This is a genomic window from Streptomyces sp. NPDC055239 (assembly GCF_053606205.1).
Map to the genome: position 1 here is coordinate 256,966 of NZ_JBSGRD010000007.1, position 13,814 is coordinate 270,779.

Below are 13,814 nucleotides of genomic sequence, written 5' to 3' on the forward strand. Positions count from 1 at the left end.
GTGCTCTGACCACCGTCAATGAAGGAATCCTGCATTATCACTGGTCAGATCATTACCATCCCGCAACCGCAGTGTTGTGGAGGGATAAACGATGCAGCTCGGCCCCATGCACGCGGGTGGCTGGAACGTGACGGATTACGTCAACCGCGTGTCCGAAAAAGTTCCTCGGGCGTTCAAGGCCAAGACGGGCCTTCTGTCACAGCAGGTGCTGCGACAGATGCGGGATCCTCGTTGAGGGCGGCGGCCCGCACTGCCGCGCGGAACTGGGTCGAAGGCAGGGCACAACCTGAGCAGCTCATGATCGTTCAAGTGGGCATGAAGAGTGCTGAGCGAGCCGTCGTTGCCCTGACCCTCGTAGCCGCGGCCCTTGCCGTGGCCGGCCCCGCTCATGCGGGCGAGGAGACCAACGGTCATGGAGGTGTCAACCTCCCCGAGAGCCCCGGCGAGGTCGTCGACGGGGTGCGAACGGGACTCGACGTGGCGAAGACGAGCTGGGAGATCGCCCACGCCCGCTGAGAGGTGACAGGCACCGCCGGTTCCGGCCGTGCCTCACTGGCCTCAGGCGGCGATGGGGCAGCCGTAGTCTGGGGCGATGCACCCCGTTCACCAGGCTGCCGGAGCCGTCCGTGTGTTTGTTGCCTCCGTCGTGCGTTCAGGTGGGGCGCGTACCTCCGTCGTACCTTCGGGCGGGCCGCGGACGTGAGCAGGGAGCTCAGGGAACTGCCGGTGCACGCGCCCGGCTCGGTGGAGATGCCCTTCGTCATCCAGGGGTACGACGAGACCGTCGCGTGCGACACCGTCTGGGGAGAGCACTCCCACCCCTTCCATGAACTGCTCTGGAACGAGCGCGGCGCCTCCACGGTCGTCGTCGGTGCACGCGTCTGGACCACCACGCCCACCCTGGCCCTGTGGATGCCCGCGGGTGCCCTGCACTCCGGATCAGCGGTGGCCGGCACCTGGTTCCGCGCCGCCTTCTTCGGCTACGGCGCCACGCACTCGATCTCCGACGTTCCGGTGGCCGTCGATGTCACCCCGCTGCTCAGGCTGCTGCTCGAGCGCCTGGGCGATCCTCAACTCCCGCCCGCCTCCAGGGCCGTGACCGAGGCGATGGTGCTCGACGTACTGCAGCCATCGCCGCGTGAGTTGCAGGTCCAGGTGCCGACGTCGACCTTGCTGCATCCGGTCGCCGCAGCCGTACGGGAGAACCCCGGTGATCCGCGGACGCTGGCGGACTGGGCCGCTGAACTCGGGGTGAGCACGCGCACGGTGACCCGGGCGTTCCATGCCGAGACGGGAACCAGTTTCGCGCGCTGGGTGGGGGCGGTCCGTGTGCAGCACGCGGTCACGCTGCTCGCCCGCGGCTGGGAAGTCGATGCTGTCGCCGAGCGTGTGGGCTACCGGTCGGCGAGTGCCTTCGGCGTGGCCTTCCGGCGCACGACGGGGCTCACTCCGGGTGCCTTCCGTACGCGCTGAATCATCTTGTGCCGGACGACGGCACCGGACAGGTGCCAGACGGCGATGTCCCGATCGCGACATCGGCTGTCTCAAATGGTCGATTGCGACAGTCGTCCCTCTTTCCTTAAGGTACGAAGGCAAGGTTTACCTAACCTTCAGGCGCCGCGCGGCGCCGTGCGCCCTCGCCTTCTCGCGACCGGGCGTGCACATCCAGCACCTGACATTCCGAAGCGGAGTACGGACTGATGCGTTCGCAACGCCTTCGTCTGCTCGTTGCGGGGGTGAGCCTCCTGGGGCTCTCCGCCTGCGGCACGGCCGATACCGACAACGGCGGTAAAAGCGACAAGGGGGGCCAGTCCGGCGCCTTCCCCATGACGATCAAGCACGCCCTCGGGACATCGACCATCCCGGAGAAGCCGAAGCGCGTGGCCACGGTGAACTGGGCCAACGACGAGGTACCGCTGGCCCTCGGCGTCGTACCGGTCGGCATGGCCAAGGCGAACTTCGGGGACGACGACGGTGACGGGGTGCTGCCCTGGACCGAGAAGCGGCTCAAGGAGTTGAAGGCCGACACTCCCGTGCTGTTCGACGAGACCGACGGCATCGACTTCGAGGCCGTGGCGGACACCCGCCCCGACGTGATTCTCGCGTCGTACTCCGGTCTGACGAAGAAGGACTACAAGACGCTCAGCGAGATAGCCCCCGTGGTCGCGTACCCGGACGCTCCGTGGGCTACCCCCTGGCGCGAGATCATCCGGCAGAACAGCAAGGCCATCGGCCTGGCCCCGGAGGGCGAGAAGCTGGTCAAGGGCATCGAGGGGGACATCCGCAAATCCTTCAGCAAGTACCCGCAGCTGAAGGGAAAGTCGGCGATGTTCATGACGCACGTCGACCCCAAGAACGTCAGCAAGGTCGGCTTCTACACCACGCATGACACGCGGACGCAGTTCTTCGAGGACCTCGGTCTGAAGACGCCAGGGAGCATCGGCAAGTTGTCCAAGGGGACGGACAAGTTCGTCCTGACGCAGAGCGCCGAGCAGATCGACACGTTCGACGACGTCGACATCGTCGTCGGGTACGGCGACGAGAAGGGCGAGCTGCTCAAGCAGCTGCGCAAGGACCCGGTGCTTTCCAAGATGCCCGCGCTCAAGCGTGGTTCGGCATACATGCTCCCCGGCAGCACCCCGCTCGCTACCGCGGCCAACCCCACTCCCTTGTCGATCAGTTACGTACTTGACGACTACGTCGCCGCCCTCGCCAAGGCCGCGGACAAGGTCCCGTGACAGCGGTCGACACCCAGCAGGTGAAGGGTGCCGCCGTGTCGCGGCGGCACCCGACGCAGGCTCGTCTCGTATGGCTTCTGCTGGTGGCGGTGGCGCTGGCGGCGGTCATGGTGGCCTCCGTCGCCCTTGGCTCACGCGCCGTTGGATGGTCCGACATCTGGGCGGCGCTCGGTGGCGCGGACGACTCGCTCGCACGGGCGGCCGCCGCGAAGCGGATACCCCGTACGTTCCTCGCCGTGCTGATCGGTGCGGCACTCGGCCTCGCGGGCGGCGTCATGCAGGGCGTCACCCGTAATCCCCTGGCCGACCCGGGCATCCTCGGCGTCAACATGGGAGCTTCGCTCGCCGTCGTCACCGCAGTCGCGTTCTTCGGACTCGCTTCGCCGACCGGATACATCTGGGTCGCGATGGCCGGTGCGGGGGTCTCCGCGGTGTTCGTCTACACCGTCGGCTCGCTGGGCCGCGGAGGAGCCACCCCGCTCAAACTGGCGCTCGCCGGAGCCGCCACGTCGGCGGCGTTCGCGTCGCTGGTCAGCGCAGTCATACTGCCGCGCAACGACGTGAACGGCAGCTTCCGGCTCTGGCAGATCGGCGGCGTCGGCGGAGCGACCTTCGAACGCGTGGGGCAGGTCCTGCCGTTCCTCGTGGCGGGCTTCCTCATCTGTCTGCTTTCGGCGCGCTCGCTGAACTCGCTCGCCCTGGGCGACGAGGTCGCGGCCGGTCTCGGGGAGCGGGTCGCCCTGGCTCGCGGAACGGCCGCGCTCGGAGCCGTCGTCCTGTGCGGCGCGGCCACGGCCATCGCCGGGCCGATCGCCTTCGTCGGCCTGGTCGTCCCGCACACGTGCCGCCTGCTCATCGGCGTGGACCACCGCTGGCTGCTGCCGTTCTCGGCGCTGCTCGGCGGGGTCCTGCTGACCGGCGCCGACGTCATCGGACGGATCGTCGCCCGTCCGGCGGAGATCGACGTCGGCATCCTGACGGCGCTCATCGGCGGCCCGTTCTTCATCTGGATCGTCCGCCGGCAGAAGGTGCGTGCCCTGTGAGCCTGACCGTCACCGACCCACTGGGGGACACCGCGTCGACCGGGGACGTGTCCCGCGCACGGATTCGCCGCGCTTCCCGGCGCCGGACAGTGATCACGGTCCTTGCCGTGCTCGTCGTGGCCGGGTTCGCCGTGACCCTGATGGTGGGGGAGACGTTCTACCGGCCCGGTGAGGTGGCCCGGGTGATCATGGGCGAACAGGTGCCGGGCGCGTCGTTCACCGTCGGACGGCTGCGGCTGCCCCGCGCCGTGCTCGCCGTGGTGGCCGGATTCTGCTTCGGTCTCGCGGGCGTCACCTTCCAGACGATGCTGCGCAACCCCCTTGCCAGCCCCGACATCATCGGCATCAGCTCCGGCGCGAGCGCCGCCGCGGCCCTCGCGATCGTCACCCTGTCCCTCGGCGCCACGCAGGTGTCGGTCCTGGCGATCGTCGCGGGCCTCGCCGTAGCTCTGCTCGTGTACACGCTGGCTTTCCGGGACGGCGTCGTCGGAACCCGCCTCATCCTGATCGGCATCGGCATCTCCGCGATGCTCGACAGCATCACCTCGTACGTACTGTCGCAGGCCGCCGAGTGGGACCTCCAGGAGGCGTCACGCTGGCTCACCGGCAGTCTCAACGGCGCGGCATGGGAGCAGACCGTGCCCGTGGTCGTCGCGCTCGCCGTCCTCGGCCCGGTGCTGCTCTCCCGTTCGCGGGACCTGTCCGCGATGCAGCTCGGTGACGACACCGCCGCCGCGCTGGGAGTCCGCGTCGAGCGGGTCCGGGTCACGGTGATCGTCGCGGCGGTCGGTCTCATCGCCTTCGCCACGGCGGCGTCCGGACCGATCGCGTTCGTGGCGTTCCTCTCCGGCCCCCTCGCCGCCCGACTCGTGGGCCGCGGCGGCTCGTTGTTGGTGCCCGCGGGCCTCGTCGGCGCCCTGCTCGTGCTCGTCGCCGACTTCGTGGGGCAGTACGCCCTCGGGACCCGGTACCCGGTCGGCATCGTCACCGGCGTCCTCGGCGCGCCCTACCTCATCTACCTGATCGTTCGTACCAACAGGGCCGGAGGCTCGCTTTGACCACGGACCACGTCCTCACCGCCGAGGGGCTCACACTCGGCTACGGCGACCGCACCGTGATCGACTCCCTCGACCTGACGGTGCCGCCCGGACAGATCACCGGGATCGTGGGCGCCAACGCCTGCGGCAAATCGACGCTGCTCCGGTCCATGTCCCGGCTTCTCGCACCCCGCGCGGGCCGCGTCGTCCTCGACGGCAAAGAAGTGCACCGGCTGCCCGCGAAGGAACTCGCCCGCACCCTCGGCCTGTTGCCGCAGTCGCCGGTGGCCCCCGAGGGCATCACCGTCGGGGACCTCGTCGGCCGCGGCCGCCATCCGCACCAGGGCGTCCTGTCCCGCTGGAGTGCGAAGGACGACGCCGCCGTGGCCGCCGCCCTGGAGGCGACGCGGACGACGCCGCTCATGGACCGGGCGGTGGACGAGCTGTCCGGAGGCCAGCGTCAGCGGGTGTGGATCGCGATGGCGCTGGCCCAGCAGACCGATCTGCTCCTCCTTGACGAACCCACCACGTTCCTCGACGCCAGCCACCAGATCGAGGTGCTCGACCTGCTCACCGACCTGAACCGCAGCCGCGGGACCACGATCGTCATGGTGCTCCACGACCTCAACCTCGCCGCCCGCTACTCGGACCACCTGATCGCTCTCGCGGACGGTCGGCCGCATGCCACGGGTGCCCCCGCCGACGTACTGACGGAGGAGAGCGTCCGCGCCGTGTTCGGTCTCGACAGCCGCATCGTGGAGGATCCCGTGTCGGGCAAACCGCTGATGCTGCCGATCGGGCGCCACCACGTCCGAGAGGCAGCCAGTACGGTTCCCGGGAGTCGTCAGTCCGTGGGGTGAAGCCCCGCTGAGCAGACCCTTGGGGGAACAGTGCTGCGACAGCTGGAGTACCTGGTCGCGCTCGCCCGGGAGCGGCACTTCGCACGCGCCGCCGCCGCGTGCTTCGTGTCGCAGCCCTCGCTCTCGGCCGGGATCCGCAAGCTGGAGGCCGAGCTCGGGGTCCCCCTCATCCGGCGCGGGAACCGGTTCCAGGGCCTGACGCCCGAGGGAGAGCACGTACTGGCCTGGGCGCACCACACGCTCGCCGAACGCGACGCACTGAGACAGGAACTGGCCGCACTCCAAGGCGAATTGACCGGCACCCTGCGCCTGGGCGCCATCCCCACCGCTCTGACCGTCACCTCGCTGCTCACCACGCCGTTCTGCGAGCGCCACCCGGGCGTGAAGGTGAGCCTGGAGTCCCTCTCCTCACGCGACATCGCCCGCCGTCTGACCGATTTCGACATCGACGCGGCCCTGACCTACCTCGACGACAGCTCCCTGCGCGACATGCGGTGCCTGCCGCTGTACGAGGAGCGGTACGTGCTGCTCACCCCGGCCGACGGACCGTACGCCGAGGACACCGAGGTGAGCTGGGCGCGGGCGGCGGCGCTGCCGCTGTGCCTGCTCTCGCCGCGCATGCGCAACCGCCGCATCCTGGACGAGAACTTCGCCGCCGACAACGCGACGGCGGCGCCCGCGGTCGAGTCCGACACCGTCGCGGGCCTGTACGCGCACCTCGTCACCGGCCGCTGGTCGAGCGTCATCTCGCACGCCTGGCTGCACATGTTCCCGACCCCGCCCGGCATGCGCGTGGTGCGGCTCTCCGGACCCGCCCGCGGCCCCCGGGTCGGTCTGGCCGTCGTCGCGCAGGACACCCAACCGCCGATGGTGCGCGCCCTGTTGGCCGTCTCTCGCGATGCCGGAGTGCGTGACGCCCTGGACGACCTGCTCAGCTCCCACCTGGGGTCATAGCCCAAGGCTCACCGTGGATAGAAAACTTCGTTTTGACCACGGTGGGTCAGGCGCGGACCGTGAGAGACATCCCGCACGTCCGCCCTCCCCAACGAGGAGCCGTGACCATGGCCAAGGTGCTCTGCGTCCTGTACGACGACCCCGCCACCGGATATCCCACCGCCTACGCCCGCGACGACCTGCCGCGCATCGAGTCCTACCCCGACGGCCAGTCGGCGCCCACGCCCAAGGACACCGGGTTCACGCCCGGCCACCTCCTCGGCAGCGTCTCCGGCGAACTGGGCCTGCGGGACTTCCTGGAGAGCCGGGGCCACACCCTTGTGGTCACCTCCGACAAGGACGGCGGCGGCTCGGTCTTCGACCGCGAGCTCGCCGACGCTGACGTCGTCATCTCGCAGCCGTTCTGGCCCGCCTACCTGACTCCGGAGCGCATCGCCGCCGCCAAGAACCTCAAGCTGGCCGTCACCGCCGGCATCGGCTCCGACCACGTCGACCTGGACGCCGCCATCGCGCACGGCGTGACGGTCGCCGAGGTGACGTACAGCAACAGCATCAGCGTCGCCGAGCACGTGGTCATGATGACGCTCTCGCTCGTCCGCAACTACCTGCCCTCCCACCAGGTGGTCCTCGACGGCGGCTGGAACGTCGCCGACTGCGTCGCCCGCTCCTACGACCTGGAGGGCATGCACGTCGGCACCGTCGCGGCCGGACGCATCGGCCTCGCGGTCCTGCGCCGTCTGGCCCCCTTCGACGTGAAGCTGCACTACACCGACCGGCACCGGCTGCCTGCCGCGGTCGAGGAGGAACTTGGCCTGGAATTCCACGAGTCGGCGGCCGACATGGTCCCGCACTGCGACGTCGTCACCATCAACGCGCCGCTCCACCCGGAGACGGAGCACCTCTTCGACGACAAGCTGCTCGCCGCCATGAAGCGCGGTGCGTACCTCATCAACACCGCCCGCGCGAAGATCGTCGACGAGGGGGCCGTCCAACGCGCCCTGGAGGGTGGGCAGTTGGCTGGTTACGCGGGCGACGTCTGGTACCCGCAGCCCGCGCCCGCCGACCACCCCTGGCGCACCATGCCGCACCACGGAATGACCCCTCACATCTCCGGATCCTCCCTCTCGGCACAGGCCCGCTATGCCGCGGGCACCCGCGAGATCCTGGAGTCCTGGCTAGACGGGACCCCCATACGCGACGAATACCTCATCGTCTCCGGCGGCGCCCTCGCCGGCACAGGCGCCCGTTCGTACGCCGTGAATCCCACCGCCGAGAGCTGAGCCCCGTCCGCCTCGGTACGGGCGCAGCGCGCCCGGGGCCCTAGAGTGCGCTGTGTGTCGTCGTACAGCATTGGGCAGGCAGCGAGGCTCCTCGGCGTGAGTTCGGAGACCGTCCGGAGGTGGGCGGACTCCGGACGGCTCGGCATGGACAGGGAAGGGCCGGGGAACCGTGCGATCGACCGGGTGAGTCTGGCGGCGTTCGCGAAGGAGCGGGCCCAAGGGATGCATCCGCTGCCGGAGAGCCCCGTCGCCACTTCCGTACGGAACGCGTTCGTCGGGATCGTGACCCGGGTGGCGCTCGACGACGTCGCCGCGCAGGTCGAGATCCAGTCGGGGCCGCACCGGATCGTGTCGCTGGTGACGCGGGAGTCCGTTGAGGAGCTCGGTATCGAGGTCGGTGTCACGGTCACCGCACGCGTGAAGTCGACCAACGTGCACATCGACACCCCTTGAACCGGCGCGGCCCTCGGAGAGCGCCTCAGCGGCACAGGAGTGCGGCGCGCAGGTCGAGCTTGTGGTCGAGCCGTGAGAGATCCCGTCCGGTGAGGTCCTGAACCCGTTCGATGCGGTAGTGGACGGTGTTGACGTGCAGGTGCATGGCTTCGGCCGTGCGGGCCCATGAACAGTTGTGGGCGAGGAAGACCTCCAGGGTCTCCAGAAGCCTGTGGTGCGAGGCCGGTTCGGTGTCGGCCAGTGGGCCGAGTGTCGTGGCGCTGAAGACGGTGCGTACGTCGGCGGGGACACCGGCCAGGAGCGAGTCCAGGGAGGAGAGTTCCTCGACGGCGGTCACCCGGCCGGTCGTCGGGGAGTCGTGCCGTGCCGCCGCGAGAGCGTAACGGGCCTGGGCGAGGGCGGTGCGGAGTCCGGTGGGCTCGGCGGTGAGCGCACTGACGCCCGCGTGCAGCGGGGTCTCGGGCCTGCAGCCGTTCAGGAGGGGCCAGAGCTCGCGGAGCGATGTGGCGCTCCCGCCGCCCCCGCCGCCGCTTCGTACGACGGCGACGGCTTCCGCGTCCGGCGTTGTGCCGACCGCGAAGACGGCGGAGGGGAGGTGCCTGAGCGCTTCCGTGAGAGCCGCGGTGAGCGCTTCCTTGGCGACGCCGTCCGGTAGCTGCCCGCCGGTGGCCGTGACCACGACCTGCCAGGGTCCCTCCGCGAGCGGCCCGCAGGACTCAAGGGAGTTCGTCAGAGCTCCGGCGTCGGCGCCGCCTCTGTCGACGAGGGCGATCAGCTCCTGACCGGTCCGGCGCCGGGCGACGTCCGCGCGATCGTAGTGGTGGCGGTGCTGGCCCATGACCTCGGCTATCTCGTGCAGGGCCCGGGGCGGGGCTCCACCGGCCTGCGGCACATGGAGGTACCAGGCGTCGTACGGCGAGGTCTCGGCCTGGACGCGGAGAGTCTCACCGCTGGGGCCTCGCAACTGCTCCACGGCCCGCGCGGCCGGGAGTTCGATGGCCGACGCGGTGCGGGCGACCGTGCGCCCGCTGCTGGTGAGCACGTAGCACGACGGCGTACCGAACGGAGCGAGCGCACACGCGAGGAGTTCGCCGGCGTCGGCGCCGCGATCGAGGAGACGGCCGATTTCGCCCCGTACGTTCTCGGGCAGGGCGAAGTGGTCCGCGGGGCGGCGGTTGAGGTCGCCCCACTGGCGCCGGTACACGGCCTCGGTGATCGCCCGGAAGTTGGTGCGCGCCGGAACGGCAAGGAGCGCGATGCCGTGTGCGCGGCACGAGTCGACGATGTCGGCAGGGACGGAGCCGTGGGTCTCCTCCCCGGCGAGGAGCGCCGTGGCACCGGACTCCGCGAGTGCGGAGACGAAGCGCTCGGTTCTGGCCCGCCGGTCCGCCTCGTTCCACCACACCAGGCCGCTGAGCACGATCTCTCCGGGCTGGAGAAAGCGGGTGGGGTCCTCCAGGTCGGTCGCGGTCACTCCGCTGATCGCCTGGCTGAGCAGATTCTCGCCACCCCAGATGAGGGTGAGATCGAGCCCCTCGATCTGGAGGAGGTCTCCGACGTGCATGTGCTGACTCCTTGCATGGCTACCGAGTCATCGCCCCGGCTTCTCACATCCACCAGGTGGGTGCGAGTCGAGCCATCGTAAATGCAAGGTGCTGATGGCAATGCGCCTCTTGGAGGATTCACCAGGACATGGCCGGTCGTGAGGGAGGTTTTCCGTGCCGCGCACCAGTCGTTTTCAGCCTGCAGCCGGGCTTCACTGACGGAGGAGGCAGAGACCGAAGACGGGGGAGACATGGATCTGAACACGGTTCTGGACGTGCGTGACGCACGCCGTCACGAGCCCTGGCGTCCCGGCGACGCCTGGCTCGGCGGCGGAACGTACCTCTTCTCCGAACCCCAGCCGCAGCTGCGACGCCTCGTGGATCTGAGCCGGATGGGCTGGGAGCCGCTGCAGACGCTGCCGGACGGATCGGTGGAGATCGCCGCCACCTGCACCATCGCGCAGCTGTCCCGGTTCGGGCGGACCCTCGACGCGGCGGCCGCCCCTCTCTTCGAGCAGTGCTGCCGGGCCTTCCTCGCCTCGTTCAAGATCTGGAACATGGCGACCGTCGGCGGGAACCTCTGCAACGCCCTGCCCGCAGGACCGATGATCTCCCTCACCGCCGCCCTCGACGGCGAGTGTCTGCTCCAGGCCCAGGACGGTTCGGTCCGGCGGGTGAAGGCCGCTGCCTTCGTCACCGGAGCCGGGCGCAAGAATCTCGCCGAGGGTGAACTACTGCGCTCGGTGACGATCCCCGCCCGGTCACTGCGGTGTCGTACGGCCTTCCGGCAGGCGTCGCTCTACGGCCTCGGACGCTCCGGCGCCCTCGTCATCGGGACGCTGGACCCGTTGGACGGTTCGCTCGCCGTCACCCTCACGGCCGCGACCCGAAGGCCGTTCCGTCTCTGGTTCTCCCTGCCGCCGCACCGGGCCGAGCTGCGCGCGGCGATCAGGTCGGCCGTGGGCGACGCCGACTGGTTCGACGACATCCACGGGCTGCCCGAGTGGCGGCGGCACATGGCTTTCCACCTCGCCGAGCAGGTCCGGCGCGTTCTCACCCTGGAGGGTGTGCGATGAGCTTCAGCATCCAGGTCAATGAGCAGCCCTTCGACTCCGAGCCGCGCGCCGGTCAGTGCCTGCGCACGTATCTGCGTGAGCGCGGCTGGTTCGGGGTGAAGAAGGGCTGCGACGCTGGCGACTGCGGGGCGTGCACCGTGCACGTGGACGGGGAGCCGGTGCACAGCTGTCTCTATCCGGCGGTGCGGGCGGAAGGCCGGTCCGTCACCACGGTGGAGGGTCTTGTCGGGAAGGGCGGCGAACTCCACCCCGTACAGCAGAAGTTCCTGGACGCCCAGGGCTTCCAGTGCGGGTTCTGCACGGCGGGATTCCTGATGACGACGGCCGCCCTCGAACAGGAGAAGGGCGGCCCCCACGACGACGGCAAACTGGATGACCTCCCTCGGGCCCTCAAGGGCAACATCTGTCGCTGCACGGGATATCGCGCGATCGAGGACGCCGTCCGCGGTGTGAAGCACACCGAACGTCCCTGCGCAGGGAAGGCGGTGGGCAAGAGTCTCGGTGCACCGGCCGGACCCCAGGTCGTGACGGGCACCGCCCGGTACACCTTCGACGTCGAGGTTCCCGGGCTCCTCCACATGAAGCTGCTGCGCTCCCCACACCCGCACGCCCGCATCGTCGCCATCGACACCTCCGCGGCCCTGCGGGTCCCCGGCGTCCACGCCGTCCTCACCCACGAGGACGCCCCCGCCACGCTCTACTCCAGCGCCCGGCACGAACACCCCACCGAGGACCCCGACGACACCCGCGTCCTGGACGACACCGTCCGCTACATCGGCCAGCGCGTGGCAGCCGTCGTCGCCGACAGCGAGCAGGCGGCCGAGGAAGGGTGCCGACGGATCGAAGTGACCTACGAGGAACTTCCCTACGTCACCGACCCCGAGGAGGCCATGCGCACCGGCGCGCCCGTCATCCACGACGGCAAGGGGCCGGAAGTGCGGATCGCCCGCGTCGAGAACAACGTGGCCGGCGAGGTGCACGGCGAGGTCGGCTCCGTCGACGACGGATTCGCCGAAGCGGCGGTCGTCCACGAGGAGACCTTCCGCACCCAGCGCGTCCAGCACGCCAGCCTGGAGACGCACGGCTGCGTCGCCTACTTCGAGCCGAAGGACGACAGTGCCGAGGGCGGCGGCGAGCGGCTCACCGTCCGTTCCAGTACCCAGACCCCGTTCCTGACCCGCCGCGCGCTGTGTGCCCTCTACGGCCTTCCCGAGGACGAGGTGCGTGTCGTCGCGGGCCGGGTCGGCGGCGGCTTCGGCGGCAAGCAGGAGATGCTGACCGAGGACATCGTCGTCCTCGCCGCGCTCAAGCTGCGCCGCCCGGTCAAGCTCGAATACACCCGCGCCGAGCAGTTCTACGGCGCCACCACCCGCCATCCCTTCACGATCCGCATCAAGCTGGGCGCCCGCGCCGACGGCACGCTGACCGCGATCCAGATGCGGGTGGTCTCCAACACCGGTGCGTACGGCAACCACGGACCGGCCGTGATGTTCCACAGCGTCGGGGAGTCCTTCGCCGTCTACCGGGCCCCGAACAAGAAGGTCGACGCCTACTCCGTCTACACCAACGGCGTTCCCGCGGGGGCCTTCCGGGGCTACGGCCTCGGCCAGGTCACCTTCGCCGTCGAGTCCGCCATGGACGAGATGGCCCGCCGACTGGACATGGACCCGCTCGCCTTCCGGGAGAAGAACATCATCGGCCCCGGCGACCACATGGTCAGCCCGATCGGCGAGGAGGAGGACCTGCACATCGCCTCCTACGGTCTCGCCCAGTGCCTGGGAATCGTCCGCACGGCCATCGCGGAGGACCGGAGCGCGGACGACGTGCCGGAGGGATGGCTGACCGGCCAGGGCACGGCCATGGCGATGATCGCCACAGGACCGCCCGGCGGCCACTACGCCGACGCGACCGTCAGTCTCCTCGGCGACGGGACGTACGACATCGCCGTCGGCACGGCGGAGTTCGGCAACGGCACCACCACCGTCCACAAGCAGATCACCGCGGGGGCCCTCAACACCACCGTGGACCGGATCGCCATCCGTCAGTCGGACACCGACGTGGTCCGGCACGACACCGGGGCCTTCGGTTCGGCGGGCACGGTCGTGGCGGGCAAAGCGGTCCTGCTCGCCGCGGAATCGCTGGCCGGGCGGCTGCAGACCTTCGCGGCCCGGTACACGGGAGTCGCCCGTCACCTGTGCACCCTCGAGGCGGAAGTGTTCGACTGCGCGGGCCGGACCGTCACGCTGAAGGAGCTCCACGAGGCGGCCCACGCGGAAGGGGCGCGGAACGAGCTCACGGCGGAGGGGTATTGGGGCGGCAGCCCCCGCTCGGTGGCCTTCAACGCCCAGTGGTTCCGGATCGCCGTCGACCCGGACACGGGCGAGATGAAGATCCTGCGCAGCGTCCACGCCGCCGACGCGGGCAAGGTCATGAACCCGCTGCAGTGCCGTGGTCAGATCGAGGGCGGAGTGGCCCAGGCGCTCGGCGCCACTCTCTTCGAGACCGTACGACTCGACGAGCGCGGCGAGGTGACCACGGCTGCCTTCCGGCGCTACCGCCTCCCGCAGTACGCCGACGTGCCACGCACCGAGGTCCACTTCATGGAGACGACCGACGCGATCGGCCCGCTCGGTGCCAAGTCGATGAGCGAGAGCCCCTTCAATCCGGTGGCTCCCGCGTTCGCCAACGCGCTGTTCGACGCCACGGGTATCCGCTTCACGGAGATGCCGGTGACGCGAGACCGTGTCTGGGCGGCAATCGACAGAAGCAACGGAGGCAGATGAGTGGTGTCTTGGTCTATACCAGCCACCCCTGCCCCAGTATCCTCAT

Annotated in this window: 12 protein-coding genes; 11 read left to right on the forward strand and 1 reads right to left on the reverse strand. The window is 69.8% G+C overall.

Going from position 1 to position 13,814, the window contains the following annotated elements:
• The first annotated feature begins 315 nt into the window (after positions 1-315).
• The 9 genes from ACWFRJ_RS23700 (at position 316) to ACWFRJ_RS23740 (ending at position 8,365) form a co-directional block, all read left to right on the forward strand.
• A complete protein-coding gene (locus tag ACWFRJ_RS23700) occupies positions 316-516 on the forward strand; it encodes a hypothetical protein (RefSeq protein WP_453534223.1) in 201 nt (66 codons plus the stop codon).
• Between the two features lie 183 nt (positions 517-699).
• Positions 700-1,473: a helix-turn-helix domain-containing protein gene (locus tag ACWFRJ_RS23705; RefSeq protein WP_453534226.1), complete on the forward strand. Its 774-nt coding sequence runs from the start codon at positions 700-702 to the stop codon at positions 1,471-1,473.
• Between the two features lie 227 nt (positions 1,474-1,700).
• Positions 1,701-2,738: an iron-siderophore ABC transporter substrate-binding protein gene (locus ACWFRJ_RS23710; RefSeq protein WP_453534229.1), complete on the forward strand. Its 1,038-nt coding sequence runs from the start codon at positions 1,701-1,703 to the stop codon at positions 2,736-2,738.
• Positions 2,735-3,781 (forward strand): FecCD family ABC transporter permease, encoded by a 1,047-nt coding sequence (locus ACWFRJ_RS23715; RefSeq protein WP_453534232.1) that lies wholly within the window; start codon positions 2,735-2,737, stop codon positions 3,779-3,781. The genes ACWFRJ_RS23710 and ACWFRJ_RS23715 overlap by 4 nt, the downstream gene beginning before the upstream one ends.
• A 2-nt stretch (positions 3,782-3,783) precedes the next feature.
• Positions 3,784-4,839 (forward strand): FecCD family ABC transporter permease, encoded by a 1,056-nt coding sequence (locus ACWFRJ_RS23720; RefSeq protein ID WP_453534642.1) that lies wholly within the window; start codon positions 3,784-3,786, stop codon positions 4,837-4,839.
• Positions 4,836-5,678, forward strand: a complete 843-nt coding sequence (locus ACWFRJ_RS23725; RefSeq protein ID WP_453534235.1) for an ABC transporter ATP-binding protein — start codon at positions 4,836-4,838, stop codon at positions 5,676-5,678. The genes ACWFRJ_RS23720 and ACWFRJ_RS23725 overlap by 4 nt, the downstream gene beginning before the upstream one ends.
• 30 nt (positions 5,679-5,708) lie before the next feature.
• On the forward strand, positions 5,709-6,632 hold the full coding sequence (locus ACWFRJ_RS23730) for a LysR family transcriptional regulator (RefSeq protein ID WP_453534238.1): 924 nt from the start codon (positions 5,709-5,711) through the stop codon (positions 6,630-6,632).
• 107 nt (positions 6,633-6,739) lie between these two features.
• The gene (locus tag ACWFRJ_RS23735) at positions 6,740-7,912 is read left to right on the forward strand and encodes an NAD-dependent formate dehydrogenase (protein WP_453534240.1); all 1,173 of its coding nucleotides are present in this window, start codon (positions 6,740-6,742) and stop codon (positions 7,910-7,912) included.
• Positions 7,913-7,966: 54 nt separating this feature from the next.
• The gene (locus tag ACWFRJ_RS23740; protein ID WP_453534243.1) at positions 7,967-8,365 is read left to right on the forward strand and encodes a TOBE domain-containing protein; all 399 of its coding nucleotides are present in this window, start codon (positions 7,967-7,969) and stop codon (positions 8,363-8,365) included.
• A gap of 25 nt (positions 8,366-8,390) precedes the next feature.
• Here the strand turns inward: ACWFRJ_RS23740 and ACWFRJ_RS23745 are convergent, their stop codons facing one another.
• Positions 8,391-9,929 (reverse strand): PucR family transcriptional regulator, encoded by a 1,539-nt coding sequence (locus tag ACWFRJ_RS23745; RefSeq protein WP_453534246.1) that lies wholly within the window; start codon positions 9,927-9,929, stop codon positions 8,391-8,393.
• A gap of 231 nt (positions 9,930-10,160) precedes the next feature.
• Here ACWFRJ_RS23745 and ACWFRJ_RS23750 point away from each other — a divergent pair, with 231 nt between their 5' ends.
• Both ACWFRJ_RS23750 and ACWFRJ_RS23755 read left to right on the forward strand, forming a co-directional pair.
• Positions 10,161-10,985, forward strand: coding sequence for an FAD binding domain-containing protein (locus ACWFRJ_RS23750; protein ID WP_453534249.1), 825 nt, complete (start codon positions 10,161-10,163; stop codon positions 10,983-10,985).
• Positions 10,982-13,768 (forward strand): molybdopterin-dependent oxidoreductase, encoded by a 2,787-nt coding sequence (locus tag ACWFRJ_RS23755; protein ID WP_453534252.1) that lies wholly within the window; start codon positions 10,982-10,984, stop codon positions 13,766-13,768. The genes ACWFRJ_RS23750 and ACWFRJ_RS23755 overlap by 4 nt, the downstream gene beginning before the upstream one ends.
• Positions 13,769-13,814: the final 46 nt, after the last annotated feature.

Coding starts and splice junctions, on each gene's coding strand:
- ACWFRJ_RS23700 (WP_453534223.1), top strand. CDS start 316: ATGAAGAGTGCTGAGCGAGCCGTCGTTGCCCTGACCCTCGTAGCCGCG.
- ACWFRJ_RS23710 (WP_453534229.1), top strand. CDS start 1,701: ATGCGTTCGCAACGCCTTCGTCTGCTCGTTGCGGGGGTGAGCCTCCTG.
- ACWFRJ_RS23735 (WP_453534240.1), top strand. CDS start 6,740: ATGGCCAAGGTGCTCTGCGTCCTGTACGACGACCCCGCCACCGGATAT.
- ACWFRJ_RS23745 (WP_453534246.1), bottom strand. CDS start 9,929: ATGCACGTCGGAGACCTCCTCCAGATCGAGGGGCTCGATCTCACCCTC.
- ACWFRJ_RS23750 (WP_453534249.1), top strand. CDS start 10,161: ATGGATCTGAACACGGTTCTGGACGTGCGTGACGCACGCCGTCACGAG.
- ACWFRJ_RS23755 (WP_453534252.1), top strand. CDS start 10,982: ATGAGCTTCAGCATCCAGGTCAATGAGCAGCCCTTCGACTCCGAGCCG.